Genomic DNA, 26,948 nt, shown 5'->3' with positions numbered 1-26,948 from the left:
CACGCGACGCACCACCCCCACGCGGCCGGTCACCCCGAGCAGCCGGCAGCCCCGAGCACGGGGGCCGGGACAGCCGGGCGGTGAGCGGACTGGGGCGGTTCTGTCGGTGGCGGGAGCTATACAGGGGGTATGACCGACAAGCCGACGAGCGAGGACTTCCTTCGCTTGGCTGATCCGATGCGGCGCGAGCTGTTCGCGCACTGTTACCGCATGATGGGCTCGGTGCACGACGCCGAAGACCTCGTGCAGGAGACGTACCTGCGTGCGTGGAAGGCGTACGAGGGCTTCGAGGGGCGTTCGTCCCTGCGCACGTGGCTCTACCGCATTGCGACGACCACGTGCCTGACCGCGCTCGACAGCCGTAACAAGCGCCCGCTGCCGACCGGGCTCGGCGCTCCCAGTCAGGAGGCGACCGCGCCGCTCGTCCGCGACGAGGAGGTGCCGTGGCTGGAGCCGGCGCCGGATGACCTGCTGGGCGCCGGGGCCGACGACCCGGCGGCGATCGTGACCTCGCGCGAGAGCATCAGGCTCGCGCTGATCGCCGCGCTGCAGCACCTGCCGCCCCGCCAGCGCGCGGTGCTGGTGCTGCGCGACGTGCTCAAGTGGAAGGCCGCCGAGGTGGCCGAGGCGGTGGGGGTCTCGACGGCGGCGGTCAACAGCCTGCTGCAGCGGGCCCGCGCCCAGCTCGACGAGGTGGCGCCGAGCCTCGACGACCCGGTGGAGCCGCTGACGCCGGAGCAGCGGGAGCTGCTCGACCGTTACGTCGCCGCGTTCGAAAATTACGACGTCGACGGCCTGGTCCATCTGTTCACCGAGGACGCTGTCTGGGAGATGCCGCCGTTCGTCGGCTGGTACCAGGGGCCGGAGACGATCGCCGAGCTCACCAGGACGCAGTGCCCGGCCGAGCGGGCGGGCGATCTGCGCCTGGTGCCGGTGGCGGCCAACGGCCAGCCGGCCTTCGCGGTCTACCTCCGCAAAGACGGCGTCTACGGTCAGTTCGCCATCATGGTGCTGACCCTGTCGGGCGACCGCGTCAGCCACGTCGGCATGTTCTTCGAGGAGAAGCTGTTCGAGGCGTTCGGCCTCCCGCCGAAATGGGAGGGTTCCGAAACAAACTAGAACCGATTACAGTCGCGCCAGAGCATCCTTCTGGAGGCGGCTATGGGCACACCCGTGATCGTCGAGGCCGTACGCACCCCCATCGGCAAGCGGGCCTGGCTGGCGCACCTGAAACCGCAACAGGTTCTGGCCACGGCGCTGAACGGGCTGATCGACCGCGCGGGCATCGACCCCGCGATCGTCGGGCAGGTGTTCACCGGCTGCGTGACGCAGGCGGGCGAGCAGGGCGGCCACGTCGGCAGATACGCCTGGCTCTACGCCGGCCTGCCCCACGAGACCGGCGTCACCACGGTCGACGCCCAGTGCGGCTCGTCGCAGCAGGCGGTGCACCTCGCGGCGGCGCTGATCGCGGCGGGCGTGATCGAGGCCGGCGTGGGCTGCGGCGTCGAGGTCATGAGCCGGGCGCCGCTGGGCAGCAACGTGCGGCCCGCCGAGCCGCGTCCCGACGACTGGAGCATCGACCTGCCCGACCAGTTCACGGCGGCCGAGCGCATCGCGCGGCGGCGCGGGCTGACGCGCGAGCGGCTCGACTGGTTCGGGGCCCGCTCGCAGCGGCTCGCCGCCAAGGCGTGGGCCGACGGGCGGTTCGAGCGGGAGATCGTGCCGGTCGGCGACGTACGCAAGGATCAGGGCCTGCGCGAGACCACCGTCGAGGGCCTGGCCGGGCTGAAGCCGGTGGTGGAGGGCGGGCTGCACACCGCCGGCACCTCGTCGCAGATCTCCGACGGCGCGGCGGCCGTGCTGGTGATGAGCGAGGAGGCGGCGCGGCGGCACGGCCTGCGTCCCCGGGCGCGCATCCTGGCCCAGGCGCTGGTCGGCGCGGAGCCGTACTACCACCTCGACGGGCCGGTGGCGGCGACGGCGAAGGCGCTCGCGACGGCGGGGATGACGATCGGCGACATCGACAGGTTCGAGGTGAACGAGGCGTTCGCGTCGGTCGTCCTGTCCTGGGCGAGCGTGCACGAGCCCGACTTCGACCGGGTCAACGTCAACGGCGGCGCGATCGCGCTCGGCCATCCGGTGGGCGCGACCGGCGCCCGCCTGATCACCACGGCGCTGCACGAGCTGGAGCGCGCGGACCTCGGCACCGCGCTCGTCTCGATGTGCGCGGGCGGCGCGCTGGCCACCGCGACCATCCTGGAACGCATCGGCTGACCGCCCACCACAAGGCACCACGGAGCACCACGAATCGGGGGCACATGAAGACCAGGCGCAGACCGTACGCGGAGCAGCGTCCGCAGGACCTCGGCGGCGGGGTGTGGAGCGTGCCGGTGCCGATCCCCGGCAACCCGCTCGGCTACACGCTCGTGTACGCCGTCGAGTCCCCCAGAGGCCCCCTGCTGATCGACGCCGGGTGGAACCACCCCGACGCCTGGGACGCCCTCTCCGGCGGCCTGGCCGTGCTGGGCCTCGACGTCACGACGGTGAGCGGGGTGGTCGTCACCCATTTCCATCCCGACCACGCCGGCCTCGCCGGGCAGGTCCGCGAGGCGTCCGCTTGCTGGATCGCCATGCACGAGGACGACGCGGCGCTGGTCAGGCTCATGACCGAGTACGCCGCGAGCGAGCAGGACGACTTCCAGAGCGACATGCTGCGCCGCGCCGGGGCCGACCCGAGCGAGGCCAGGCAGGTCATGGGCACCAGGCCCGTGCCACCTGCCATGCCCGACCGCGAGCTGCGCGACGGCGACCTGGTGGACCTGCCGGGTCGCGAGCTGCGGGCCGTGCACACGCCGGGTCACACGCCCGGCCACATCTGCCTGCATCTGGAGGACGCGGACCGGCTGTTCACCGGCGACCACGTCCTGCCCGACATCACCCCGCATGTGGGCATCTACCCCTACGATCGCGACGACGTCGATCCCCTGAGCGACTTCCTGGACTCGCTCGATCGCGTCGCCGACCTCTCCGCGTCGTGCGGTCCCCTCGACGCGCTCCCCGCTCATGAGTGGATATTTCCGGATGTTGCGGCGCGCGCCGCCGAGATCCGCCACCATCACGAGGAGAAACTGGAACGGCTGCGCGACCTGCTCGCCCGGCAGGCGCAGCCGCTGACCATCTGGGAGGTCGCCGCGATGATGACGTGGAACCGGCCGTGGGGCGAGCTGCCCCCGGCCTTGCGAGGCATGGCGGCCGGGGAGGCCGCCGCCCACCTGCGTACGCTGGAGGCGCGCGGCCAGGTGCGCCGGCACGCAGGGGTCGATCCGGTCCGCTTCCAGGCTCTAAACTCCTAGACATCCGATGTCTAGGGAGAAGAGTGTGGCGGTCACCGACGCGGCCATCGACAAGATCAAGCAAATGATCGTCTCGGGCGAGCTGGCGCCCGGCGACCGCCTGCCCAAGGAGGCCGACCTCGCCGAGCGGCTCGGCCTGTCGCGCAACTCGCTGCGCGAGGCCGTGCGCGCGCTGTCGCTGATCAACGTGCTCGACGTGCGCCAAGGTGACGGCACGTACGTCACCAGCCTGGAGCCCCGGCTGCTGCTCGACACCATGTCGTTCGTGCTCGACCTGCACCGCGACGACACCGTGCTGCAGTTCTTCGAGGTACGTCGCATCCTCGAGCCTGCCGCCACCGCGATGGCCACCGAGCAGATGACCGACGCCGACATCGAGGAACTGCGGGTGATCCTCGAAAAGCTGCCCGATGAGCCGACGGTCGAGGAGCTGGTGGCCAACGACCTGGAGTTCCACCACCGCATCGCGCAGGGCTCGGGCAACAGCGTGCTGTGCTCGTTCATCGAGAGCCTGTCGGGGCCGACCACCCGGGCCAGGATCTGGCGCGGGCTCACCCAGGAGGGGGCGATGGAGAAGACGCGCGAGCAGCACACGGCGATCTACGAGGCCATCGCCGCCCGCCAGGCCGACGTGGCGCGTTCATGGGCGACCGTGCACATCGCGGGCGTCGAGGCGTGGCTGCGCCGGGCCCTGGAAATGGACTGAGCGGACGACCACACATCGGAGGAATCACCCCGCCAGTCAGTGGATCAGCCCGGGAAGGCCCATCCGGCGCCCACCCCGGGCTCTCCCGTGACACCCCGCCCCCGGGCGCTCCCAGGCGGCGCTTCACGGGTCGGTGAGCGGGTGAGTCGGCACCACGTCGGGCTCCAGGTCGCGGTAGACACGATCGGCGGGCTCGGCTGCGGGTAGGACCGGTCTTGTGCCCGGCAAACTGACGAAGTATCGGAGCAAACGCGACCCCAGCCGCACGCCTGAGCCCGTCCCCGGCACCCCATCCGCCACCCCGGGCGGCGACGCGTTCGTCATCCAGGAGCACCATGCCCGCTCCCTGCACTGGGACCTGCGGCTCGAACGCGACGGCGTGCTCGTCTCCTGGGCGGTGCCCAAGGGCCTGCCCGCCGACCCCGGCACCGACCACCTCGCCGTGCACACCGAGGACCACCCGATGGAGTACCTCACCTTCCAGGGCGAGATCCCCCAGGGCGAGTACGGCGGCGGCACCATGACCGTCTGGGACAGCGGCACGTACGAGACGGAGAAGTGGTCGGAGGACGAGGTCAAGATCGTGCTGAACGGCGAGCGGGCCTCCGGCCGGTTCGTGCTGTTCAAGACCAGGGGCGACAACTGGATGATCCACCGGATGGGCGCGGCGGTCCGCGATCCGTTCCCCGACCTCGCGCCCATGGAGCCGACCGAACGGGCCAGGCCGCCAAGGAACGTCGCGGACCACGCCTTCGAGTTCGCCTGGGGCGGGCGGCGGCTGCTGGTGCCGATCGACGGCGGGCGTACCGAGGCGGCCCGCGAGCACCCGTGGCTGCGCGAGCTGGCCGAGTCGTTCGGCAGCCGCACGGCCGTGCTGGACGGCGAGCTGGTCACGCTCGGCGGCGCGGAGCTGCTCGTCTTCTACGACCTGCTGTACGACGACGGCCACGCGCTGACCGGCGAGCCCTACAGCGTGCGTCGGGCCGCCCTGGAGGCGCTCGACCTGGCCGGCGGCCACTGGCAGACCGCGCCGTCGTGGCCAGGGGAGTTCGCGCCGGTCCGGCAGGCCGCCAAGGAGCAGGGGCTGCCGGGGGTGGTGGCCAAGCGGCTCGACTCGCCGTACGAGCCGGGCCCGTCGAAATCCTGGCTGTTCATCCCCTCCTGAACGAAGAGTTTCAGGCCGAGACGCCGGAGCCGCGCGACCACGAAGCCGGAGCCCCCGCCTCCCCCAGCATCCGACTACAGCATCCAACTGCAACGTCCGGCTACAGCATCCAACTACAGCATCCGACTACGGCATCCAACTACAGCGGCCGACCACAGCATCCGGCTACAGCATCCGACCACAGCGGCCGACCACAGCGGCCGACTACAGCAGCCCCTCCGACGCCAGGTCCTCCCACAGCTCGTCCGGCACCGGCCGCGCCCGCAGCGCGGCGTTCTCCCGCACCTCCTGCGGGCTGCGCGCCCCCACGACGATCGTCGCGACCGCCGGGTGCCGCAGCGGGAACGCCATCGCCGCCTGCGGCAGCGTGACGCCGTGGCGCTCGCACACCGCGGCGATCCGCCGGGCCTTGGCCACCACGTGCTCGGGCGCGGGCAGGTAGTCGAAGGTGCCGCCCGGCTCGTGGGTGGCCAGCAGCCCGCTGTTGAACACCCCGGCGGCGAGCACTTTGACACCCCGCCGCGCGCACTCCTCCAGCAGCGGCAGGCCGGACTGGTCGAGCAGCGTGTAGCGTCCGGCCAGCATGACCACGTCGATGTCGGTCTCGCGGACGAAGCGCAGCGGCACCTGCCACTGGTTCATGCCGACGCCGACCGCGCGGATGCGGCCCTCGGCGCGCAGCTCGGCCAGCGCCGGGTACGCCTCCTTGATCGCCTGGTCGGCGTGGTCGTCGGGGTCATGGATGAAGGCGATGTCCACGCCGGGCAGGCCGAGGCGGTCGAGGGACTCCGCCAGCGACGTGCGTACGCCGCCCGCGGAGAAGTCCCACACCCGCTCCAGGTCGTCGGGCTCGGCGAAGCCCAGCTCCTCGCGCCCGCCGGCCTTCGAAGGACGCGAGCCGGCCGGCCGCAGCAGCCGGCCGACCTTCGTCGACAGCAGGTAACCCGACCGGCCGGCCAGCGCCGCGCCGATCCGCCGCTCCGACACGCCGAGGCCGTAGTGGGGGGCGGTGTCGTACAGGCGGATGCCGCTCTCCCAGGCGGCCTCGACGGTGGCGCGCGCCTGCTCCTCGGCCACCGCGTCATAGAGGTTGCCGATGGGAGCGCCGCCGAAGCCGACGCGGGGCAGCTCGATCCGGTCCATCAATCTTGTGCCTTTCCTCCGGCGATTCTGCTGATCATGAGCGCGACGAGGATGATGGAGCCGTAGATGACCGGCTGCCAGAAGCCCGAGACGCCGATGAGCGTGAGGATGTTCTGCACCAGGCCGATCACCAGCACGCCGGTGAGCGCGCCAAGGATCGTGCCCTTGCCGCCGTCCATGCTGACACCGCCGATGACGGCCGCGGCGAACACCATGAAGATCCAGCCGACGCCCTGGTTGTTGCCGATGGCGCCGAGCCTGCCGGTCTCCAGCACGCCGGCCAGCGCGGCGAGCGTGCCGCCCAGGATGAACACGCCGTACAGGACGCGGTCCACCCTGATGCCGGCGGCGCGGGCGGCGTCGAGGTTGCCGCCGATCGCGTACAGCGCGCGGCCGAGCCGAAGGTAGCCGAGGCCGAAGATGCCGGCCGCGAACAGCACGCCGGCGATCCAGATCGAGGCCGGCAGCCCCAGCCACATGGCGCTGCCCAGGTAGAGGATCGACTCGGGGAGCTGGAACAGCGTCTTGCCCTCGGTCGGTCCCTGGAGCAGCCCGTGCACGATGATCAGCATGGCCAGCGTGACGATGAACGCCGAGAGCTGGAACCGTATGATCAGGAAACCGTTGAACGCGCCGATCGCGGCCCCGATGAGCAGCGCCAGCGGGATCGCCAGCGCCCCCGGCAGCCCGATGCCGAACCCGCCGGCCGACACCGGGATGACCAGCATCACCGCGATCGCGGGCGCGGTGCCGACCGTCGACTCCAGCGACAGGTCGAACTTGCCGGCGATCAGGATCATCGCCTCGGCCAGCACCAGCAGCGAGATCGCGGCCTGCTGCTGGAGCACGTTCGTCAGGTTGCCCGGCGTCAGGAAGGTCGGGTCGAGGAACGCGCCGACGACCAGCAGGAGCACGATCACCGGGACGAGCGTCAGATCGCGGAACTTGGCCAGCCGCACCCGAGGGGCCGGAGCCGTCAAAGCAGTCACTCTTCTATGCCTTCCATCACGGCCACGAGCTCGTGGTCACTCCAGCCACGCGGCACCTCCTTGACGACCCTGCCGTGGAACATCACCAGCACCCGGTCGCAGATCCGCAGGTCGTCGAGCTCGTCGGAGACCACCACGGCCCCCGCGCCGCGCTCGACGGCGTCCTCGACGGCGCCGAGCAGGGCCTGCTTGGCCTTGACGTCGACGCCGGCGGTCGGATTGATCACCACCAGCACGGCCGGGTCGTCCACCAGCGCCCGCGCGAACACCACCTTCTGCGCGTTGCCTCCCGACAGGTCGCCCACCGGCTGGTCGGGGCCTTCCGTCTTGATGTCCAGGGAGGCGATCAGCCGCTCGGCCGTGGCGCGCCGCCGCGCGGGCGAGACGACGCCGAAGCGGCCGAGCTTGCGGGCGATCGGGAACGTGGCGTTCTCCCCCACCGACAGCAGCGGCACGAAGCCCTCGTGGTGGCGGTCCTGCGGCACGAACCCGAGCCCGGCCCGCATCGCCGCGGGCACGTCGCCGGGCTTGACCCGGGTGCCGTTGACGGTGACCGTCCCGGCGTCCGCCTTGCGCAGGCCGACCAGGGTCTCGGCGAGGCTGACCTTGCCGCTGCTCGCCGAGCCGGCCAGGCCGACGACCTCGCCGGACCTGACCGCGAGGTCGATGGCGGAGTAGCGGTCGGCCAGCGACAGCCCCTTGCCCTCCAGCACCACGCGCTCGCCCGGCGTGTGCTCGCGGGCCTGGTACTCGGTCGTGGCCTCGCCGGTCATCGCCGCCACCAGCTCGTCGTGCGGCAGGTCGGCGACCGGGCTGGTCAGGACGTGCCGGGCGTCGCGGAAGACCGTGACGCTCTGGCAGATCTCGTAGACCTCGTCGAGGTGGTGGGAGATGTACATCATGGTCACGCCCTGCTCGCGCAGCGAGCGCATGCGCGCGAACAGGCGCTCGATCGCCGGCCCGTCGAGCCGCGCGGTGGGCTCGTCCAGGATGATGAACCTGGCGCCGAACGACAGCGCGCGGGCGATCTCCACGAGCTGGCGCTGCTCGACGCTGAGGTCGCCGGCCAGCGCCTGCGCGTCCACGTCCACCTCGTACGTGTCCAGCAGCTCCCTGGCCCTGGCCCGCAGCGCCCGCCAGTTGATCTTCTGCCCGTCGGACTGGCGGTTGAGGAACAGGTTCTCGGCGACGGTCAGGGCCGGGATGATCGTGGACTTCTGGTAGACGCAGGCCACCCGCCGCCGCCAGGCGTCACGGTCGCCGAGCGGCGGCGCGGGCTCGCCGGAGAAGCGCACCTCGCCCTCGTCCGGGCGTTGCAGCCCGGTCAGGATCGACACCAGCGTGGACTTGCCCGCGCCGTTCCTGCCGACCAGCGCATGCGTCTCGCCCTCGGCGATCGCGATGTGCGCGCCGTCGAGCGCGGTCGTCGGGCCGAAGCGCTTGACCACGTTCCTGGCTTCGACGTGAACGTTCATCACTGGGCCTGGTTGCCCCAGAGGGCCTTGTCGTCCACGTTCTCCTTCGTCACGAGCGGCGCGGGGAGCTGGTCCTCCAGGCCGTTCGGAAGCTGGATGATCGTGCTGTCGTGGTCGGTCGGGCCGGGTTGGAACGTCTTGCCCTCGGCCGCGGCCTTGGCGTAGTAGAGGGCGTACTTGGCGTACAGGTCGGCCGGCTGCGAGACCGTCGCGTCGATCTCGCCCTTGCGGATCGACTCGAACTCCTGCGGGATGCCGTCGTTGGAGACCACGAAGATGTGCTTGGGGTCGTCCGGCGGGACCAGCAGACCCTTCTGCTTGAGCACCTGCAGCGTCGGCGCCAGGTGCACGCCACCCGCGTGCATGTAGATCCCCTTGATGTCGGGGTTCTGCTCCAGGCGGGTCTGCAGCATCGACGCGGCCTTGGTGCCCTCCCACTCGGTCGGCTCGCTGAACACCGTGATGTCAGGGAACTTGGTCTTCATGCAGTCCAGAAACGCCTCCGACCTGTCGCGGCCGTTGATCGAGCCGAGCGAGCCCTGGAGCTGCACCACCTTGCCCTTGCCGCCGAGCTTCTCGCCGAGGAACTCGCAGGCCTTGGTGCCGTACGCGCGGTTGTCGGCGCGTACGACCATGTAGACCTTGCCCTTGTCGGGACGGGTGTCCACGGTGACGACCGGGATCTTCTTGTTCTCCAGCTGCTGCAGGATGTTGGCGACGGCGCCGGTGTCCTGCGGGGCCATGACGATGACCTTGGCGCCCTGGCCGATCAGCGCCTGCACGTTGTTGACCAGCTTGGCCACGTCGTTCTGCGAGTTCGTGGCGGGCATGAGGTCCACCTTGAGCTCTTCGGCCATCTGGGGGACGTACTTGATGTAGGAGTTCCAGAAGTCGGAGTCGGCGCGGGGGTGGTCGATGCCGACCTTTCCGCCGCCGCCTCCTCCTGCCGTCGTGGCGCCTGAACCGCACGCGGTCATAGCCGCCAGCAGGGCCGCTGCCGCGACCGCCCGTCCGAACTTCATGGGGGGTACCTTCCTTAGTCGCCTGGCCCTCCGGCCGGAGGGCCATCGGCCTTGGTCGCCCGGCCCTCGGGGCGGAGGACCGTCGGCTTTTCGTCGCCTGACCCTCGGGGCGGAGGGCCGGTCGGCCGGCGGCCTCGCGGGTCGCCGGCCACAGGTCGGGGCCTTCGCACGTCTCCCGCCGCTCGGCCGGCGGGTCTTCGAGATCGCGGGGTCGTCGGTCAGGTGGATGGACGTAGCCGCAGGCCCTGCATGCCGCCGTCGACCGCGAGCGCCGTGCCCGTGGTCGAGGCGGACTCGGGGCTCGCGAGGTAGGCGATCGCCGCGGCGACCTCCTCGGCGGTGACCAGGCGGCCCATGGGCTGCCTGGCGTTGAGCGCCGCGCGTTCTGCCTCGGGGTCGTCGGCCGCCTCCAGCAGCCTGGCCACCCACGGGGTGTCGGCGGTGCCGGGGTTGACGCAGTTGACCCGGATGCCCTCGCGCAGGTGGTCGGCGGCCATGGCAAGCGTCAGCGACAGCACCGCGCCCTTGGTGGCGCTGTAGAGCGCGCGCTGCGGCAGCCCGGCGGTGGCGGCGATCGAGCAGGTGTTGACGATCGCGGCGTGCTTGGATTGACGCAGGTACGGCAGCGCGGCGCGGGCCACCCTCACCATGCCGACCACGTTCACGTCGAAGACCCGATGCCACTCCTCGTCCGGGTTGTCCTCGATCGTGCCCTGCGCGCCGATGCCGGCGTTGTTCACCAGCACGTCGATACCGCCGAGCCGCTCGGCCGCCTCGGCGACCGCGGCCCGCACCGCGGCGTCGTCCGTGACGTCCGCCTTGATCCCGATGAACGGCTCGCCCGGCGGGTTGAGGTCGAGGCAGGCGACCCGCATGCCGCGTACGTGCAGCGCCGAGGCCGCCGCCAGGCCGATGCCCGAGCCGCCGCCGGTCACGATCGCCTTCAGGCCGTCACTCATGCGTCGTCACCTCCATGGGAGTCCGTCCTCCAGACCTCGCCGCCGGGGAAGGTGTGGGCGGCGATCGACTCCGGGCGCATCTCCGCGCTGAAGCCCGGCCGCGACGGCGCCATGTACCTGCCGTCCTTGATGACCACGGGGTCGACGAAGTGCTCGTGCAGGTGGTCGACGTACTCGATGACCCGGCCGTCCATCGTGCCGCTGACCGCCACGTAGTCGAACATCGCCAGGTGCTGCACCAGCTCGCACAGCCCCACGCCGCCCGCGTGCGGGCACACCGGCACCCCGAACTTGGCCGCGAGGAGCAAGATCGCGAGGTTCTCGTTCAGCCCGCCCACGCGGGCGGCGTCGATCTGCAGGTACGACAGCGCCTCGGCCTGCAGCAGCTGCTTGAACACGATGCGGTTCTGGACGTGCTCGCCGGTCGCCACCGGGATCGGCGCGATGCCCCGCGCGATGGCGGCGTGTCCGAGCACGTCGTCGGGGCTGGTCGGCTCCTCGACCCAGTGGGGGTCGAACTCGCGCAGCGCGTTCACCCATTCGATGGCCGAGCCGACGTCCCAGCGCTGGTTGGCGTCGATCGCGATGGGGAAGCCGTCGCCGCAGACCTCCCTGGCGACCCTGAACCGCCGCCGGTCGTCGTCGAGGTCCGCGCCGACCTTGAGCTTGATCTGGCCGAACCCCTGCTCCAGGGCCTCCTTGCAGAGCCTGCGCAGCTTCTCGTCGTCGTAGCCGAGCCAGCCGGGCGACGTCGTGTACGCCGGGTAGCCGGTCTCCTGCAGCCGGGCGATGCGCTCGGCCTTGCCGCTCTCGGCCGCCCGCAGGATCGCCAGGGCGTCGTCCTTGGTCAGCGCGTCGCTCAGGTAGCGGAAGTCGATCAGCTCGACGATCTCCTCCGGCGACATGTCCGCGAGCAGCCGCCAGATCGGCTTGCCCGCCCGCTTCGCCTTGAGGTCCCACAGCGCGTTGACCACGGCGGAGATCGCCATGTGCATGACGCCCTTCTCCGGGCCCAGCCAGCGCAGCTGCGAATCGTTGATCATCTCGTGGTAGAGCGCGCCGAGGTCCTCGGCGTCCTTGCCGATCACGTACGGCCGCAGCGCCCCGATCGCCGTGGTCTGCACGTCGTTGCCGCGGCCGATGGTGAACGCGAAGCCGTGGCCCTCGTAGCCGTCGTCGGTCTTGAGCACCACGTACGCGGCCGAGTAGTCGGGGTCGGGGTTCATGGCGTCGGAGCCGTCGAGGTGGCGGGAGGTGGGGAAACGCACGTCGTGCGTCTCCATGTCGACGATCCGGTACGCCCCTGCGGCCGTCATGCCTGCCCCACCGTCTGGCGCTGGCGGCCCAGGCCCTCGATCTCCAGCTCCATCACGTCGCCCGCGCGCAGGTACGGCTGGTCGGGACGGCCCATGGCGACCCCGGCGGGCGTACCGGTGTTGATCACGTCGCCCGGCTCCAGCACCATGAACTGGCTCAGGTACCGCACGATCTCCGCCACATCGAAGATCATGTTCTTGGTGTTGCCGTCCTGGCGCAGCTCGCCGTTCACCCACAGGCGCATCGCGAGGTTCTGCGGGTCGCCCACCTCGTCCGCCGTCACCAGCCAGGGGCCCAACGGGTTGAACGTCTCGCACGACTTGCCCTTGTCCCACTGGCCGCCGCGCTCAAGCTGGAACTCCCGCTCGGACACGTCGTTGGAGATCGCGTACCCGGCGACGACCTCCAGCGCCTCCTCCCGGCTGCCGAGGTAGCGCGCCTCACGTCCGATGACGATGGCCAGCTCCACCTCCCAGTCGGTCTTCACGCTGCCGCGGGGCACGAGCACCTCGTCGTACGGGCCGACCATGGTGTTGCTCGCCTTCATGAACACCACCGGCTCCGTCGGCACCGCGGCCCCGGATTCGGCGGCGTGGTCGCTGAAGTTGAGCCCGATGCACACGATCTTTCCCGGCCGCGCGATCGGAGCTCCGACCCTCAGCCCTTCGGCTTCGACGACGGGCAGGTCACCCCGTTCCAGCGCCTCCCGTACCCGCGCCACACCACCGGAGGCGAGAAATGCCCCGTCGATCTCGGGCTCGCCAATGTCACGCAGGTTGCCGGCGTCGTCCATGACCACCGGTCGTTCCTGGCCGACAGGTCCTACTCGCAGCAGCTTCACACCGCATCCTTCGCCTATACATCGGATGTCTCGCCTCACGATGCTCGTGCGGGCATGTGCAACGTGTCAAGGGCCACTCCCCGGAAGGCCGCTCCGAGCACCTCCACGGCGACCCTGGCGCGACCTGTCGTCCGATGTTTCGCCACCACCACGCGAAGGGGTCGGCCAGGCACCCGAGGGCCGAAATACGCCTGAACCGCCTATTTCTGACCCTTCACACCATCGACGACATAATCCCCGAGCCAGAAACCACCGAGGCCCTGACCGAAAACCCGCAGCCTTAAATCCATGCCCATTCCTTGGGATGACCTCCGAGCTCTTGGGCGCAAAATCGGCCACGAAATGGGGATGCAGCGGGAAGAGCCCGCACCCGTCCTTGACGGGCGTACAACCACGTAATAGAACACGTTTCAGGAATCGCTTGACCAAGCGCTTGACCTACGAGGTGACCCCGCGTGCACATCGACCTGGTCGACAGGGACCTTTACGCGACCGCAGGACCCCCTCACGCCCAGCTCGCCTGGCTGCGCGCGAACTCACCGGTCCACTGGCACGACGGCGAGCCGGGCTTTTGGGCCGTGACCCGCTACGACGACGTCGTGCACGTGTCGCGGCACTCCGAGCTCTTCTCCTCCCACCGCAGGCTCGCTCTTTTCGACGAGTTCGAAGAGGACCAGATCGCGCTGCAGCGCCTGATGATGCTCAACCAGGACCCGCCCGAGCACACCAGACGGCGCGCCCTGGTGAACCGGGGATTCACCCCGCGTACGATCGGCGCACTCGAACAGCACATCCGCGACATCTGCGACGACCTCCTCGACAAGGTGTCCGGCGAGGTCGACTTCGTCACCGAGATCGCCGCGCCCCTCCCCCTGTACGTGATCTGCGAGCTGCTCGGCGCTCCCGTGGCCGACCGCGACAAGCTGTTCACCTGGTCCAACCGCATGATCGGCGCCCAGGACCCCGACTACGCCCCCAGCCCGGAGGAGGGCTCGGACGCGGCCATGGAGGTGTACGCGTACGCCAACCAGCTCGCCGCGCAGCGCCGCGCCAACCCCAGGGACGACATCGTCACCCGGCTCCTCCAGCCCAACGAGAACGGCGAGACCCTCGGCGAGGACGAGTTCGACCTGTTCGTCCTCCTGCTTGTCGTGGCCGGCAACGAGACCACGCGCAACGCGGCCTCCGGCGGCATGCTCGCCTTCTTCGAGCACCCCGGCCAGTGGGACCGGCTGATCGCCGACCCCACACTGGGCAAGACGGCCGCCGACGAGATCGTCCGCTGGGTCTCGCCCGTGAACCTCTTCCGCCGCACCTCCACCACCGACCAGGTGCTCGGCGGGCAACAGATCAAGGAGAACGACAAGGTCGTCGTCTTCTACGCCTCCGCCAACCGCGACGCCTCCGTCTTCCCCGACGGCGACGTCTTCGACATCGGCCGCGACCCGAACCCCCACATCGGCTTCGGTGGCGGCGGCGCCCACTTCTGCCTCGGCAACCACCTCGCCCGGCTCGAACTCCGCGTCCTCTTCGAACAGCTCGCCCGCCGTTACCCCCGCATCCGCCAGACCGGCGCGGCCCGCCGCCTCCGCTCGAACTTCATCAACGGCATCAAAGAACTCCCGGTGAGCGTCGGCTGACCGACCCTTCGGACAGGCGACCCGCACGCGGCACGGGCGCCGCACCGGGCGGGTCGGCTGACCGACCCTTCGGACAGGCGACCCGCACGCGGCGCGGGCGCCGCACCGGGCGTACAGCGCACGGGGGAACGGAGCAAGCTCAGGACAGCACGAGCGCCCGCGCGGTGCGCGGCGCGGGCGCCACAGCGGACACTCCGTCTGCGGAGGCAGCCCAAGCGCCTGCGCGGTCCACGCGCTGCGGTCATGCGCTGCGGTCCATGTGCTGCGGTCCGTGTGCTGCGGTGCCTGTGCTTGAGCGGTCCGCGCGCTGCGGTCCATGCGCTGCGGTGCCTGTGCTTGCGGTCCGTGCGTTTGAGCGGTCCCTGCGTCGAGTAGCTCACAAGCCGAGGCGGTGCACGCATCGGATCACCCCCGCACTGGGCGCACGCGAGGTAGCCAGCACGTGAGCTGGGCAGCGCGCACTGGGCACCCCAGGCAGCGGCGACGGCTCGCACACCGGGCGCACGCGTGCTGGACAGGCGCGCTGGGCAACCCAGGCGGCAAGGGCAGCTCGCACCACCAGGCAGCACACCCGCTGAGCGACCCACACGCCGAGGACAGCCCACGCGCCAGGGACAGCCCACGCCCCGAGGACGACCCACCCGCCGGTAGACCCACACACGAGGCCCGTGCGCTGGGGCGACCTACATGCCCGAGACGGCCTGCACGCCGAGAGCAGCCCACACGCCGGGAGCAGCCCAAGCGCCGGGAGCAGCCCACGCGCCAGGGACAGCCCGCGCGTCGAGAGCGGCCGGCGCAACAACCCGCCACATGGCAGACCGCCTGCAGCGACCGGCCCTTACAGCAGCCGCCGACTCCCCTCACCCGCACGGCGATCGGCCCCTCACCGTGACCGGCCCCCGCAGCGAACGACGGAGGTGGGCGGTGTGTTCGCGAAGGTGGCCTCAGGCAGGGGAACCCGTGCGAAGGGGGTAGCCGTCCGCGGGGCCGGCCCGAAGGCGGCCGTGGACAGGGCGAGTCCGCGATCAGGAGGTGACCGGCCGCCCGGGTCAGCCGGAAAGAGGGCTCTGGGAGGGGTCAACGGTAGCGGGATCTTCGGCGGGCGGCGCGGATGCGGGCGAGGATGCGGGTGGTCACTTGGGGGCCGGGTCGCCAGCCTTGCTCGATCAGGGTGTCGGCCACCTGGTGGAGGAGGCCGGCGATCTGGCCGGGGATGACGTCTCGGCGGACGGCGATCACCCGCCAGCCCTGGCGGCGCAGCTCCTCGCGGCGGTCCGCGTCGCGTTGCTGGTCGGTCGGCGAAGTGTGGTGTTCGCGCCCGTCGTACTCCACGGCGACCTTGAACTCCTCCCAGCCCAGGTCGAGATAGGCGCAGCGGTCGTCGCCCAACTGCACCTTGATCTGGGTGGTGGGTCTGGGGAGGCCGCCGTCCACGAGGATGACCCGCAGCCAGCTCTCCCGTGGGGAACCGGCTCCCTTGTCGGCGAGGCTGAGGGTGTCGCGCAGGCGCCAGGAGTTGAGCGGACGATGCCACAGCGCCTCCATGTCGACGCCCCGCCGCGCGAACTGGTCGAGGATGGCCACCGCCTCCATGCGAGGCAGCCAGCGGGCGCAGTCGAGGGCCGTGCGCTCCCTGGTCGTGAGGCGGACGCCCTTGTGGTCGGTGACGTCCTCCTGCGGGAGCGGGGCCAGGTACGTCACGCAGTCGGCGACCGCCAGGTAGCTGGGAGCGATCACTTCGACGGGCCACTCGGACTCGGGGGTGGTCAGAGCCTGCAAGCCCCAGATATGAGCGGCCGTACGACCGCAGGCCACGGCTTGAGGGATGGCCGAAGTGATTCGACGGGCGCGTTCCGTCAGGGACACGGTCGTTCCCATGCCTACGAACGCGGTCGTATCGAGCTGTGAGGATGTGGTCGTTCCGGGGTCTGCGGGTCCGGTCGTACCGGACCCTGAGGATGTGGTCGTTCCGCGGTTTGAGGATCCGGTCGTACCGGCGTCGGGAACGGGTGCGTGCGCGAACGGTTGCCAGGTGGTTGAGCTCCTGAGGGGCTTGGTGGGGTGAGCCATGGGTTGAGGGTGGCGGAGGGTGGCCGGTTGCGGAGGGGCCGAGCGTGGTTCTGTGGATGAAGTGAGGTATCCACAAGCCTGTTGTTCGGCCCTCTCCGTCGGCCAACTTGGCCTCTCCCCGTCGGCCAGCCCGGCCCCTTCCCGGCGGCAAGCCCGGTCCCTCTCCGTCGGCCGGCCGATCCTTCCCGGCGGCAAGCTCGGTCCTTTCCACCCCGGCTTGCCTTTTGGGCCCAGTCGCTTCGCCGCTCATTGGGCTCGGTGAGCGGGGCTCCTGGACCGTCAGGGGTGGAGGGTCAGGCCCTTGAGGGATTTGTCGACGGGGGTCTTGGGGCCGTAGACGGAGACGCCGACCAGGTTGAGGTCCTCGGCCGAGTACGCCCGTACGGCGGCGCGGTTGTCCTCGTCGTTGCCCGTCTTGAACATCTCCTCGGTGTAGACCGCCACGCGCAGGTCCCGCGCCTTCGCCTTCTCCCGGACTTTGCGCAGCTCATCGAGGTCCGCCTGATAGATGACCACGGGCTGGCGGAACATCGGCAGGTACGGGTTCCCCGACCCGTCCTCGTAGTCCTCCCCCATCACCTCGGGCACCCCGCCGGCGATGGCGCTGGCGAGGAAGGCGGTGACGTTCAGGCGTTGCCAGGCGGCGAGGTCCGAGCGGACGACGATGCCGATTTTGGTGTCGAAACGCATGTTCGGCAGCATTCCGGGCCTGGGTGTCATCCGTATAGAACGCTCGTGCGCCACCGCCGGCCCGGCCCCGAGCGCCCAAGCCCGAGCACTCGGGCGCCCCGCCGCGAGACCCCAGCGCGCCAGACCTCAGCGCACCAGACCTCAGCGCACCAGACCTCAGCGCACCAGGCCCCAGCGCACCAGGCCCCAGCGCACCAGGCCCCAGCGCGCCCCTACGCGGCCAGGATCGGCTGCCAGTTCGGGACCTCGTGGTAGCGGCGCAGCTCCGCCAGCCCCGCCACGATCCCGCCCCACGCCGCGTACGGCGGCCGGGACTCGTCGAACCCGCTCTGCACCAGCGTCAGCCGCGTCTTACCGCCGGACCCCTCCAGCTCCCAGGTGCCGACGCCGTTCTCGCCCCAGCCGATGGAGAGCTTGCGGGCGGGCTCCAGCTCCAGGATCTTGGCGGGGTCGGGGTCGTTGTCGAAGCCGCCCATGGCGAACCGCCCGCCGACGTGCGGCTCGATCTCGATGGGGTACCCGAACCACTTGGTGACCGCCTCCGACGACGTCAGCGACTCGAAGATCCGCTCGGGCGAGGCCGCGATCTCGACGCTGGTGCGCAGCTCGGCCGAGGTGAAGTCGGTCTTCTCGGTGAGCGGGCGGCCTTCGAGGTACTCGGCGAGGTTGGCGAGCACCAGGCACCAGTACGTCTGGAGCACGCCCCTGATGCTCTTGCCGGTGATGACGTCCTGGAAGTTGAAGTGCGTCTGCGACAGCGTCACCACGGTGTGGTCGCCGTCGGCCTCCCAGGTCAGCTCGCTGGTGGTCTCCTCGCCGTCGAGCAGCCAGGAGAAGCCCAGCGTGCGCTCGTCGGCGTGCAGCAGCCGCTGGTGCGGCGCGTCGCCCTCGGGCGTCGTACGCCCCCAGAACGCGAAACGTCCCGCCTCGAGGTCGACGTCCACGTGCTCGGCCAGCCAGACGCGCAGCGCGTCGGGGTCGGTGAGCGCGCGGCGCACCTGGTCGGCGGTGGCGGGGATGCGGGCACGAAGAATCATCGGCTCATTCATCGTCTGGTTCTCCTTCTGGCTGGGGTACGGCGTGGGGGTAGCAGGCGACCGCCAGCTTGAAGGCGTCGCCCTCACTGCCGCCGTAGCGGGTGAAAAGGTCTTGCAGCGTGGTCTGAAGCTCGTTCAGGAACTCCTGCCGCCGCTCCGGGAGCACGCGGATCTCGCCGGACAGGCCGATCGACGGGAGCTCGGGGGCGCTGCGGTCGAGCGCCGCGATGTCCGCCTGCACCTCCTCCATGAGGTCGAGCAGGTAGCCGAGGCTCAGCTCGTCGCGGACCTTGCGCAGCCCGATGCGGCCGACGAGGCGCGGCGACAGCCAGTACGACCGTGCGCCGGCCTGGTAGATGCCCTCGTGGACGCCGCGCACCTTGCGCTCGGCCACCTGGTCCACCAGCCCCGCCTCGACCAGCCGTTTGACGTGGTAGTAGACCCGCTGCGGCGTCTGGCCGAGCGCCTGCGCGACCTCTGAGCAGGTGCGGGGCTCGGCCAGCTGCCGCAGCACCTCCACGCGCTGCGGCTTGAGCAGGGCTTCGGCCTGCTCGATCTCTTCCAGGTACAGGACGTCTCTCATTGCAAAAATCATGTTTTACGTAAAAACTGGCTTTGTCAATAGCATGGGAAGGGTGACGCACGACTGGTCCCGCTACTGGAGGTCGCCCGACCGGCCTCTGGAGGCCATGCACGCCCACTTCGAGCGGCACGTCTACCACCGGCACAGCCACGAGACCTACTCGTTCGGGGTCACCGAAGACGGAGCCCAGTCGTTCACGTGCCGGGGTGCGGCGCACACGAGCGCCGCCGGGATGATCATGGCTTTCAACCCCGAGGACCCGCACGACGGGCACGCCGCCAACGCGCTCGGGTTCACGTACCGGATGGTGCACATCGGTCCCGAGCTGGTGGCGGACGCGCTGGAGGACGCGACGGGACGGCGTACGGGTCTGCCCCTCTTCGCCGCACCCGTGGTGGACGATCCGGCCCTCGCGGGCGCGCTACGCGCCCTGCACGCCGCGCTCCTCGACGAGACCGGCCGCGCGACCGCTCTGCGCCGTGACGAGCTGCTCGCCGCCACGATCGCGCAGATCGTACGGCGTGCCGCCGCCTCCCCTATCGCGACCGCCCGCGTACGCCCCCATGCGGTGGCCGCCCGCGCCAGGAGCGTCCTGCACGACCGCCTGACCGACGATCTCACCATCGACGACCTCGCCAGGGCGGCGGGAGCCAGCCGGTACGCGGTCTACCGCGCCTTCCACGACGCCTACGGCCTCGCGCCCAGCGACTACCAGCGTCAGCTCCGGCTCAGGAGGGCCCGCGACCTGATCGCGTCCGGCACGCCCATCGCGCAGGCGGCCGCGTTGGCGGGCTTCGCCGACCAGAGCCACCTGACCCGGTGGTTCACCCGCTGCTTCGGCCTGACGCCGGGGGCCTACCGCGCCGCCATCACCACCAACCGCTGAGCGTCCCCCGGGCACCTCGGTCGCGGTCGGACGTGACACCTCGCGGTCAGGCGTGCCGTCTCGCGATCGAGGGCGCCGCCTCGCACCTCTCGGCCGAAGGCGACGCTAGGAGGCGCCGGCCAACGCCGGAGAAGAGCGCCGGGAAGGAGGCGGAAGGCGCGAGGGAAGGGGCCGGCGAGCGTCGGGGAGCCGCTGGGAAACCTCAGGGTCAGGGCCAGGAGCTGTCGTCGTGGGGGTCGCCGCCGTCCCTGAGCAGCCGCAGATCCGCCTCCACCATCATCGCCACCAGCTCGTCGAACGACACCTTCGGCTCCCAGCCGAGCTGCGCCCGCGCCTTCTTGGGGTCGGCGCACAGCAGGTCGACCTCGGCGGGCCTGTGGAGGGTCGGGTCGGTGACGACGTACTGCTCCCAGTCGAGCCCGGCCGCGCTGAAGGCGGCCTCGACGAGCTCGCGCACCGACTTCATACACCCGGTGCCGATGACGTAGTCCTCGGGATGATCGGCCTGCAGCATCAGGTGCATGGCCTTGACGTAGTCACCGGCGAAGCCCCAGTCGCGCCGCGCCTCCAGGTTGCCGAGCCGCAGCTCGCTGGCCAGCCCGAGCTTGATCCTGGCCACGCCGAGCGAGACCTTCCTGGTGACGAACTCGGCGCCGCGGCGCGGCGACTCGTGGTTGAACAGGATGCCGGAGACGGCGAACATCCCGTAGGACTCGCGGTAGTTCTGGGTGAGGAAGTGGCCGTACGCCTTGGCCACGCCGTACGGGGAGCGCGGGTGGAAGGCGGTGCGCTCGTTCTGCGGGGTCTCGCTGACCTGCCCGAACATCTCGGAGGACGAAGCCTGATAAAAGCGGATCTGTCCGCCGGAGGCCGAGCCGCCCCGCGACACGCCCGAGCACACCCGGATGGCCTCCAGCATGCGCAGCACGCCCATCCCGGTCACCTCGGCCGTGAGCTCCGCCTGCTCCCACGACATCGGCACGAACGAGATCGCGCCCAGGTTGTAGACCTCATCGGGTTGAACGCGTTCCACCGCCGAGATCAGCGACCCCTGGTCGAGCAGGTCGCCCCGCACCACCTGGACGTCGGAGAGCAGCTTGCGCATCCGCGACACGCGCGGGTTCGCCTGACCGCGGGCCAGGCCCCAGACCTCGTACCCCTGCTCCAGGAGATGCTCCGCCAAGTAAGAACCATCCTGGCCGGTGATTCCGGTGATCAGAGCGCGCCTGGCCAAGGGGTCCTCCAACGATCGCCTGCCCCATCCCTCAGGGACGGAATGTACCGCCAAGCACCTCTACGAGGCACCAAGTCGTCTAGAACACGTTCCACCGAACCACACTCGGTCACGAAGATGTCGCAGTTCGCACGCCCTGTGACAGTGTTTGTGAACAATTCCAGCCGACCTACCGAATGGTAGCCTTTTCGGACTAAGGTCATCTGCCACGGTACACGCCCGATCCTGGGCCCTACCGGCGGAGAAAGGGGTGTCCGTGCGGGAGCCAAAGCTGCGGATCGCGCTTCTGTCCTACCGCAGCAAGCCCACCTGTGGTGGTCAGGGTGTCTATCTCCGTCATCTCAGCCGGGAACTCGTCGCGCTCGGGCATCACGTCGAGGTCTTCTCCGGCCAGCCGTACCCCGAGCTGGACGAAGGCGTCATCCTGCAGAAGGTGCCGAGCCTCGACCTCTACCGCGACGAGGACCCGTTCCGCACTCCCAAACTGCACGAGTACCGCGACTGGATCGACTGGCTGGAAGTCGGCACGATGTGGACGGCCGGCTTCCCCGAGCCGCTGACGTTCACCCTGCGGGCCTACCGCGAGCTGAAGAAACGCGTCGGCGACTTCGACGTCGTCCAGGACAACCAGACCCTCGGTTACGGCCTGCTCGGCATCAAGCGGCTGTTCCCCGTGGTCGGGACCATCCACCATCCGATCAGCGTGGACCGCCGCATCGAGCTGGAGGCCGCCGAGGGCGCCAAGAGGCTGAGCCTGCGCCGCTGGTACGGCTTCGTGAAGATGCAGGCCCGCGTCGCCCCCAGGCTCAGCCCCATCCTCACGGTCAGCGAGTCGTCGCTGGCCGACATCCACCGGGACTTCAACGTCCCCCAGGCCAACATGCGGCTGATCCCGCTCGGCGTGGACACCCGCTACTTCCACCCCCGCCCCGAAAAGCCGCGGCGCAAGGGCTCGATCGTGGCGGTGGCCAGCGCGGACTCGCCCATGAAGGGCGTGGCCACGCTGCTGCGCGCGGTGGCGAAGCTGGCCACGGAACGCGACGTGCACCTCACCGTCGTCAGCAAGCCCACCCCCGGCGGCCCCACAGAGCAGCTGGTGCAGGAGCTGTCGCTGCAGGACAGGGTGCGCTTCGTGCACGGCATCTCCGACGACGAGCTGGGCGAGCTGATCGCCACCTCGGAGATCTCCGTCGTGCCCTCCCTGTACGAGGGCTTCTCCCTGCCGGCCGTCGAGCACATGGCCTGCGGCACGCCGCTGGTCGCCAGCCGTACGGGCGCGCTGCCCGAGGTGGTCGGCGACGCGGCCGTGCAGGTGCGGCCGGGCGACGCCGAAGAGCTGGCCGCGGTGCTGCGCCGCCTGCACGACTCGCCCGAGGAGCGCGAGCGCGTGGGCAAGGCGGGCTACGACCGTGTCATGGAGCGCTACACCTGGCACGTCGTGGCCAAGCGGACCGTCGAGGCGTATCACGAGGCCATCGAGAACCACAAGAGGAGAGGCAAGTAGTGCTGACCGTGGACTTCGCCCGCCTTCCCGTGGGCCCCGGCGTGCGCGTGCTCGACCTGGGCTGCGGCGGCGGCAGGCACGCGTTCGAGGCGCTGCGCAGAGGCGCCGACGTGACGGCGTTCGACATGGACCAGTCGGAGCTGGACAGCGTCGCGGCCATGTTCACGGCCATGGACAAGGCGGGCGAGGTGCCGGAGGGCGCCACCGGGGAGATCGTCCAGGGCACGGCGCTGGACATGCCGTTCGAGGACGGCAGCTTCGACCGGGTGATCGCGGCCGAGGTCCTCGAGCACATCCCCGACGACATGACGGCCATGCGGGAGATCTTCCGCGTGCTGCGTCCCGGCGGCACGGCGGCGGTGACGGTGCCGAGCTTCCTGCCCGAGCGGATCTGCTGGGCGCTGAGCGAGGCGTACCACACCGCGCCGGGCGGCCACGTGCGCATCTACACGCTGGCCGAGCTGTCGGCGAAGCTGAAGTCCGTCGGGTTCGAGATCGGGCCGCACCATTACGCGCACGGCCTGCACTCGCCGTACTGGTGGATCAAGTGCGCGGTCGGCGTGAACAACGACGACCACCCGCTCGCCAAGGCCTACCACCAGCTCCTGGTGTGGGACATCATGAAGCGCCCCGCCGCGACCAGGATCGCCGAGAGCCTGCTCAACCCGATCATCGGCAAGAGCGTGGTCCTCTACATCAGGAAGCCATGATCTCCCGCGCGGAGGTCGTGCGGACGGCCGAGAGCATCGCCGCGATCCAGCAGGAGGACGGCGGCGTTCCGTGGCCCGAGGGTCACGTCGACGCGTGGAACCACGTCGAGTGCCTGATGGCGATGTCCGTGGCCGGCCTGCGCGAGCCGGTACGCCGCGGCTACGCCTGGCTGGCCCGCCACCAGCGCACCGACGGCTCATGGCCGATGAAGCTGGTGGGCGGCGAGCCCGTCGAGCGGGGCGGCGAGACCAACCACGCCGCCTACGTCGCGGTCGGCCTCTGGCACCACCACCTCGTCACCGGCGATCGGGGCTTCACCGAGGAGCACTGGCCGATGGTCAAGGCCGCGCTCGACTACGTGGCGGGGCTGCAGACCGAGCGGGGCGAGATCGTCTGGGAGCGCGACGCGCAGGGCAGGGCCGCCTCGTACGCGCTGCTGACCGGATGCTCCTCCATCCACCAGGGGCTGCGCTGCGGTGTGCTGCTGGCCGAGTTCCTGGGCGACCCGCAGCCGCACTGGGAGCTGGCGGCCGGGCGGCTGGCCCACGTGGTGGCGGCGCACCCGGAGGCGTTCGCCGACAAGAGCCGCTTCTCGATGGATTGGTACTACCCGGTGCTGGGCGGCGCCGTACGCGGGCGTCAGGCGGTCGAGCTGCTGGAGCGCGAGTGGGAGACGTTCGTGGTGCCGGGGCTCGGCATCCGGTGCGTCTCCGACCAGCCGTGGGTCACCGGGGCCGAGACGTGCGAGCTGGTGCTGGCGCTCGACGCGCTGGGCGACACCGAGCGGGCCAAGGCCCTCTTCACCGACGTACAGCACCTGCGGCACGAGGACGGCTCGTACTGGACGGGCTGGCAGTTCGCCAACCAGCGGCACTTCCCGCACGAGCGCTCCGGCTACACCGCCGCGGCGGCGGTGCTGGCGGCGGACGCGCTGCTCGGGCTGTCGGGCGGGTCGGGGATCTTCCGCGACGTGGACGGGACCGCCGTGTCCGATCCCGAGGTGTGCGGGTGCGCGGCCGTACGCGGGGCCGAGGAAGGCCGCTGACCGGCGCCCGAGCCCGCCGTACGCACGTCGTACGCACCTCGCACGCGACGGAGAGCCGCTCAGCGCCGCACAAGCGCTTTTGCCGGTTCTTTGCCGGGGAAATCCGGTGCGCCGCCGCCGAACGCCCTAATGCGGTTACTAGCTTCGTGTCTGGCCGTACGAGGCGTCTTCGGGGGAAGCGTGGGCGACACGGGCACAACTTCGTTCTTGGACCAGGTCAGGACCGAGCCGACAACCCTGCCGGCACTGTCGCGCCCGAAAGGGCTGCTGAGGCTGCTGGCGAAGGACCCGCTGGAATCCGATCTGAGCCGGCGCAGGTTCCGGCTCAGGGGCGGCACCGCCCGTACCGTCTTCGGCAAGGCCGAGCAGTCGTACGTCTTCGGCTACAACGCGGCGATCTCCCGCGAGATCGAGAAGGTCGAGGAGATCCCGCAGGAGCAGCGGCCCTTCGGCTACGAGGGCGCCGCCGCGGCGTGCACGGTGCTCGACCTGCTCACTCTGACCCGGGGCCGGCGCCTTCACGAGCTACTGGCCGGCCCCGCCCAGCATCACCGCCACGCCGCCTACCTCGGTGCCGGGCGCGGCTACGCGCTGCTGCGGCTGCGCCCGGTGTGGGGCGCGCGGCGGGCGCATCCGCTGCTGCGCTGGCTGGCCGTGGACGGGTTCGGCTTCCAGTGGGGGCTGTCCAGGACCGACCGCATGGTGGGCGAGCGCATGATGCCCGACCTGCTGACCCGGGCGCACTGCGCGGTGTTCGACCAGGGCCTGGGGCGGCTGCTGTGGTACCACGACTGCGCCTCGCCCGACGACGTGGCGGCGCGGATCGCGAGCTACCCGCCCTCGCGCCGGGCCGACCTGTGGAGCGGGGTCGGGTTCGCGGCGACCTACACCGGCGGCGCCGAGGCCGACGAGCTGTGGTGGCTGACGGAGCACGCGGGGGCCGACGGGTTCCGCGCGTACCTGGCGCAGGGGTGCGCGTTCGCGGTGAGCGCGCGGCTGCGCTCGGGGCTGCTGCCCGACCATGCGGCGCAGGCCGTGCCGATCCTGGCGGGCGCGGAGCCCGACGAGGCCGCCTCCTGGACGGACGAGGCGCTCATCGCGCTCGGGCACGAGGCGCACACGAATGAGGACTTCCAGCGCTGGCAGTCGCGGATCCGCCAGGCGTGGACCCGCAGGCACCGCTACTGACGGGCGCGAGGTGCCAGGTGCGACTCAGATGCCGGGCGCGACACGTTCCAGTACGCGCAGCGACCCCGTCACGGCCACCTCGGCGAACGCGCCGGAGGCCAGCGCCCGCAGATAGACCCGGTACGGGGCCTGCCCGCCGTCGGCCGGGTCGGGGTAGATGTCGTGGAAGACGAGCGCGCCTCCGGTCCTGACGTGGGGCGCCCAGCCCTCGTAGTCGCGGGTGACGGGCTCGTCGGAGTGTCCGCCGTCGATGAACAGCATGCCGAGCGGGGTGTTCCACAGCCTGGCCACCTGCTCGGAGCGCCCGACGATGGCGATCACCTCGTCTTCGAGACCGGCGGCGGCGATGGTGGCGCGGAAGAACGGCAGCGAGTCCATCTTGCCGAAGCGGGGGTCGATCAGGCTGGGGTCGTGGTGCTCCCAGCCGGGCTGGATCTCCTCCGAGCCCCGGTGGTGATCGACGGTGACGACCACGGAGCCGGTCTGGCGGGCCGCCGCGCCGAGGTAGATGGCCGACTTGCCGCAGTAGGTGCCGATCTCGCCGATGGGGCCGAGCTTGCCGTAGCGGCGGGCCGCCTCGTAGAGCGCCAGGCCCTCGTCGTCCGGCATGAAACCCTTGGCCTGCTGGGCCGCGCGCAGCAGCTCTGGCGGCATCGTCATAGCCCTGCACCCTAGCCGAACCGAATAACATTCCGCCGGGCTCTTGCCGGGCCGTTCTGCAACCTGTTCTACTTGGCACGTGAATCAGCGCGCTCGCATCGCGATGCCGGAGGACGAGATCGCCGCGTTCCTCGAAAGCTCCGGCAAGCTGCAGCTGGCCACCATCAACCCCGACGGGACGCCGCACCTCGTCACCATGTTCTACGGCCTCGACGAGGGCCGGATCGCGTTCTGGACCTACCGCAAGTCCCAGAAGGCCCGGAACATCGCCCGCGACCCCCGCGTGAGCTGCCTGATCGAGGCAGGAGAGAGCTACGACGAGCTGCGCGGCGTGCTCGTCTACGGCACCGCCACGCTCGTGGAGGACCGCGACCACGTCATGGCCATCGGCCTCAAGGTCGCCCGCCGCACGACGCCGGGAGTGGCCGACGAGCTGCTGCTCCCCTACGTCGAGAAAACCGGGCTCAAGCGGGTCGCGTACGTCGTCGAGCGCACCAGAGTGGTCTCATGGGATCACAGGAGGCTCAGATGAAGGTGAAGGTCGACGAGCTGGTCTGCGAGGCCAACGCCGTGTGCATGGGGCTCGCACCCGAGGTGTTCGAGGTGGACGACGACGACCAGCTGCACATCCTGCTCCCCGAACCACCCCCCGAGCTGCAGGACCGCGTCCGCCACGCGGTCAGGTCCTGCCCGAAAGCCGCCCTGTCCATCGAAGAATAGCCGCACACGG

At 70.6% G+C, this 26,948-nt stretch carries 26 protein-coding genes; 13 read left to right on the top strand and 13 right to left on the bottom strand.

Going from position 1 to position 26,948, the window contains the following annotated elements:
- Nucleotides 1-129: 129 nt before the first annotated feature.
- From WBK31_RS00535 to WBK31_RS00515, 5 genes are all read left to right on the top strand, one after another.
- Nucleotides 130-1,119: a sigma-70 family RNA polymerase sigma factor gene (locus WBK31_RS00535; RefSeq protein WP_364059236.1), complete on the top strand. Its 990-nt coding sequence runs from the start codon at nt 130-132 to the stop codon at nt 1,117-1,119.
- A 42-nt stretch (nt 1,120-1,161) separates the two neighbouring features.
- Nucleotides 1,162-2,274 (top strand): steroid 3-ketoacyl-CoA thiolase, encoded by a 1,113-nt coding sequence (locus tag WBK31_RS00530; RefSeq protein ID WP_378785073.1) that lies wholly within the window; start codon nt 1,162-1,164, stop codon nt 2,272-2,274.
- Between the two features lie 44 nt (nt 2,275-2,318).
- Nucleotides 2,319-3,353 carry an MBL fold metallo-hydrolase gene (locus WBK31_RS00525; RefSeq protein WP_364059242.1) on the top strand — a complete coding sequence of 345 codons (1,035 nt, stop codon included), beginning with the start codon at nt 2,319-2,321 and terminating at the stop codon, nt 3,351-3,353.
- A gap of 25 nt (nt 3,354-3,378) precedes the next feature.
- Nucleotides 3,379-4,059, top strand: coding sequence for a FadR/GntR family transcriptional regulator (locus WBK31_RS00520; RefSeq protein WP_364059245.1), 681 nt, complete (start codon nt 3,379-3,381; stop codon nt 4,057-4,059).
- A 217-nt stretch (nt 4,060-4,276) separates the two neighbouring features.
- Nucleotides 4,277-5,224, top strand: coding sequence for a DNA polymerase ligase N-terminal domain-containing protein (locus WBK31_RS00515; RefSeq protein ID WP_364059248.1), 948 nt, complete (start codon nt 4,277-4,279; stop codon nt 5,222-5,224).
- A gap of 204 nt (nt 5,225-5,428) precedes the next feature.
- Here WBK31_RS00515 and WBK31_RS00510 read toward each other — a convergent pair whose 3' ends face one another.
- The 7 genes from WBK31_RS00510 to WBK31_RS00480 all read right to left on the bottom strand — a co-directional run bounded on the left by WBK31_RS00510 (nt 5,429) and on the right by WBK31_RS00480 (nt 12,970).
- On the bottom strand, nt 5,429-6,367 hold the full coding sequence (locus tag WBK31_RS00510; RefSeq protein WP_406674164.1) for an aldo/keto reductase: 939 nt from the start codon (nt 6,365-6,367) through the stop codon (nt 5,429-5,431).
- Entirely contained in the window at nt 6,367-7,356 is a 990-nt protein-coding gene (locus tag WBK31_RS00505; RefSeq protein WP_364059254.1) for an ABC transporter permease, read from the bottom strand. Before WBK31_RS00505 ends, WBK31_RS00510 begins: the two co-directional genes overlap by 1 nt.
- The gene (locus WBK31_RS00500) at nt 7,353-8,831 is read right to left on the bottom strand and encodes a sugar ABC transporter ATP-binding protein (RefSeq protein ID WP_364059257.1); all 1,479 of its coding nucleotides are present in this window, start codon (nt 8,829-8,831) and stop codon (nt 7,353-7,355) included. The genes WBK31_RS00505 and WBK31_RS00500 overlap by 4 nt, the downstream gene beginning before the upstream one ends.
- Nucleotides 8,831-9,853, bottom strand: coding sequence for a sugar ABC transporter substrate-binding protein (locus WBK31_RS00495; RefSeq protein WP_378785076.1), 1,023 nt, complete (start codon nt 9,851-9,853; stop codon nt 8,831-8,833). Before WBK31_RS00495 ends, WBK31_RS00500 begins: the two co-directional genes overlap by 1 nt.
- Before the next feature lie 218 nt (nt 9,854-10,071).
- Nucleotides 10,072-10,812: an SDR family oxidoreductase gene (locus tag WBK31_RS00490; RefSeq protein ID WP_364059263.1), complete on the bottom strand. Its 741-nt coding sequence runs from the start codon at nt 10,810-10,812 to the stop codon at nt 10,072-10,074.
- On the bottom strand, nt 10,809-12,128 hold the full coding sequence (locus WBK31_RS00485; RefSeq protein ID WP_406674163.1) for an enolase C-terminal domain-like protein: 1,320 nt from the start codon (nt 12,126-12,128) through the stop codon (nt 10,809-10,811). Before WBK31_RS00485 ends, WBK31_RS00490 begins: the two co-directional genes overlap by 4 nt.
- Nucleotides 12,125-12,970 carry a fumarylacetoacetate hydrolase family protein gene (locus WBK31_RS00480; RefSeq protein ID WP_364059269.1) on the bottom strand — a complete coding sequence of 282 codons (846 nt, stop codon included), beginning with the start codon at nt 12,968-12,970 and terminating at the stop codon, nt 12,125-12,127. The genes WBK31_RS00485 and WBK31_RS00480 overlap by 4 nt, the downstream gene beginning before the upstream one ends.
- A gap of 455 nt (nt 12,971-13,425) precedes the next feature.
- Between WBK31_RS00480 and WBK31_RS00475 the strand changes: the two genes are divergently transcribed.
- On the top strand, nt 13,426-14,610 hold the full coding sequence (locus WBK31_RS00475) for a cytochrome P450 (protein WP_364059272.1): 1,185 nt from the start codon (nt 13,426-13,428) through the stop codon (nt 14,608-14,610).
- Between the two features lie 1,077 nt (nt 14,611-15,687).
- Here WBK31_RS00475 and WBK31_RS00470 read toward each other — a convergent pair.
- The 4 genes from WBK31_RS00470 to WBK31_RS00455 all read right to left on the bottom strand — a co-directional run bounded on the left by WBK31_RS00470 (nt 15,688) and on the right by WBK31_RS00455 (nt 18,990).
- The gene (locus WBK31_RS00470; RefSeq protein WP_406674162.1) at nt 15,688-16,389 is read right to left on the bottom strand and encodes a DUF559 domain-containing protein; all 702 of its coding nucleotides are present in this window, start codon (nt 16,387-16,389) and stop codon (nt 15,688-15,690) included.
- 570 nt (nt 16,390-16,959) lie between these two features.
- The gene (locus tag WBK31_RS00465) at nt 16,960-17,370 is read right to left on the bottom strand and encodes a DUF2000 domain-containing protein (RefSeq protein WP_364059278.1); all 411 of its coding nucleotides are present in this window, start codon (nt 17,368-17,370) and stop codon (nt 16,960-16,962) included.
- Nucleotides 17,371-17,582: 212 nt separating this feature from the next.
- Nucleotides 17,583-18,419: an SRPBCC domain-containing protein gene (locus tag WBK31_RS00460; RefSeq protein ID WP_406674161.1), complete on the bottom strand. Its 837-nt coding sequence runs from the start codon at nt 18,417-18,419 to the stop codon at nt 17,583-17,585.
- Nucleotides 18,412-18,990, bottom strand: coding sequence for a helix-turn-helix domain-containing protein (locus WBK31_RS00455; protein ID WP_364059284.1), 579 nt, complete (start codon nt 18,988-18,990; stop codon nt 18,412-18,414). The genes WBK31_RS00460 and WBK31_RS00455 overlap by 8 nt, the downstream gene beginning before the upstream one ends.
- Before the next feature lie 52 nt (nt 18,991-19,042).
- Here WBK31_RS00455 and WBK31_RS00450 point away from each other — a divergent pair, with 52 nt between their 5' ends.
- Nucleotides 19,043-19,876 carry an AraC family ligand binding domain-containing protein gene (locus WBK31_RS00450; RefSeq protein WP_406674160.1) on the top strand — a complete coding sequence of 278 codons (834 nt, stop codon included), beginning with the start codon at nt 19,043-19,045 and terminating at the stop codon, nt 19,874-19,876.
- 208 nt (nt 19,877-20,084) lie between these two features.
- Here the strand turns inward: WBK31_RS00450 and WBK31_RS00445 are convergent, their stop codons facing one another.
- Nucleotides 20,085-21,110: a GDP-mannose 4,6-dehydratase gene (locus WBK31_RS00445; RefSeq protein WP_364059290.1), complete on the bottom strand. Its 1,026-nt coding sequence runs from the start codon at nt 21,108-21,110 to the stop codon at nt 20,085-20,087.
- Nucleotides 21,111-21,360: 250 nt separating this feature from the next.
- Between WBK31_RS00445 and WBK31_RS00440 the strand changes: the two genes are divergently transcribed.
- From WBK31_RS00440 to WBK31_RS00425, 4 genes are all read left to right on the top strand, one after another.
- Nucleotides 21,361-22,614 carry a glycosyltransferase family 4 protein gene (locus tag WBK31_RS00440; protein ID WP_364059293.1) on the top strand — a complete coding sequence of 418 codons (1,254 nt, stop codon included), beginning with the start codon at nt 21,361-21,363 and terminating at the stop codon, nt 22,612-22,614.
- Nucleotides 22,614-23,324 carry a methyltransferase domain-containing protein gene (locus WBK31_RS00435; RefSeq protein ID WP_364059296.1) on the top strand — a complete coding sequence of 237 codons (711 nt, stop codon included), beginning with the start codon at nt 22,614-22,616 and terminating at the stop codon, nt 23,322-23,324. The genes WBK31_RS00440 and WBK31_RS00435 overlap by 1 nt, the downstream gene beginning before the upstream one ends.
- Complete coding sequence (locus WBK31_RS00430; protein ID WP_406674159.1) at nt 23,321-24,370, top strand: prenyltransferase; 1,050 nt, start codon at nt 23,321-23,323, stop codon at nt 24,368-24,370. The genes WBK31_RS00435 and WBK31_RS00430 overlap by 4 nt, the downstream gene beginning before the upstream one ends.
- A gap of 207 nt (nt 24,371-24,577) precedes the next feature.
- Entirely contained in the window at nt 24,578-25,558 is a 981-nt protein-coding gene (locus WBK31_RS00425; RefSeq protein WP_364059302.1) for a DUF1702 family protein, read from the top strand.
- A 24-nt stretch (nt 25,559-25,582) separates the two neighbouring features.
- Here WBK31_RS00425 and WBK31_RS00420 read toward each other — a convergent pair whose 3' ends face one another.
- Complete coding sequence (locus WBK31_RS00420; RefSeq protein ID WP_364059587.1) at nt 25,583-26,212, bottom strand: class I SAM-dependent methyltransferase; 630 nt, start codon at nt 26,210-26,212, stop codon at nt 25,583-25,585.
- Between the two features lie 85 nt (nt 26,213-26,297).
- Between WBK31_RS00420 and WBK31_RS00415 the strand changes: the two genes are divergently transcribed.
- Nucleotides 26,298-26,750, top strand: coding sequence for a pyridoxamine 5'-phosphate oxidase family protein (locus tag WBK31_RS00415; protein WP_406674158.1), 453 nt, complete (start codon nt 26,298-26,300; stop codon nt 26,748-26,750).
- Nucleotides 26,747-26,938: a ferredoxin gene (locus WBK31_RS00410; RefSeq protein ID WP_138716482.1), complete on the top strand. Its 192-nt coding sequence runs from the start codon at nt 26,747-26,749 to the stop codon at nt 26,936-26,938. The genes WBK31_RS00415 and WBK31_RS00410 overlap by 4 nt, the downstream gene beginning before the upstream one ends.
- Nucleotides 26,939-26,948 lie beyond the last annotated feature (10 nt).

The sequence above is a fragment of the Nonomuraea sp. N2-4H genome (genome assembly GCF_045291505.1).
Lineage (GTDB): Bacteria > Actinomycetota > Actinomycetes > Streptosporangiales > Streptosporangiaceae > Nonomuraea > Nonomuraea fastidiosa.
Note: the sequence above shows the minus strand (reverse complement) of the source record. Positions and strands in the feature narration are given on the sequence as shown.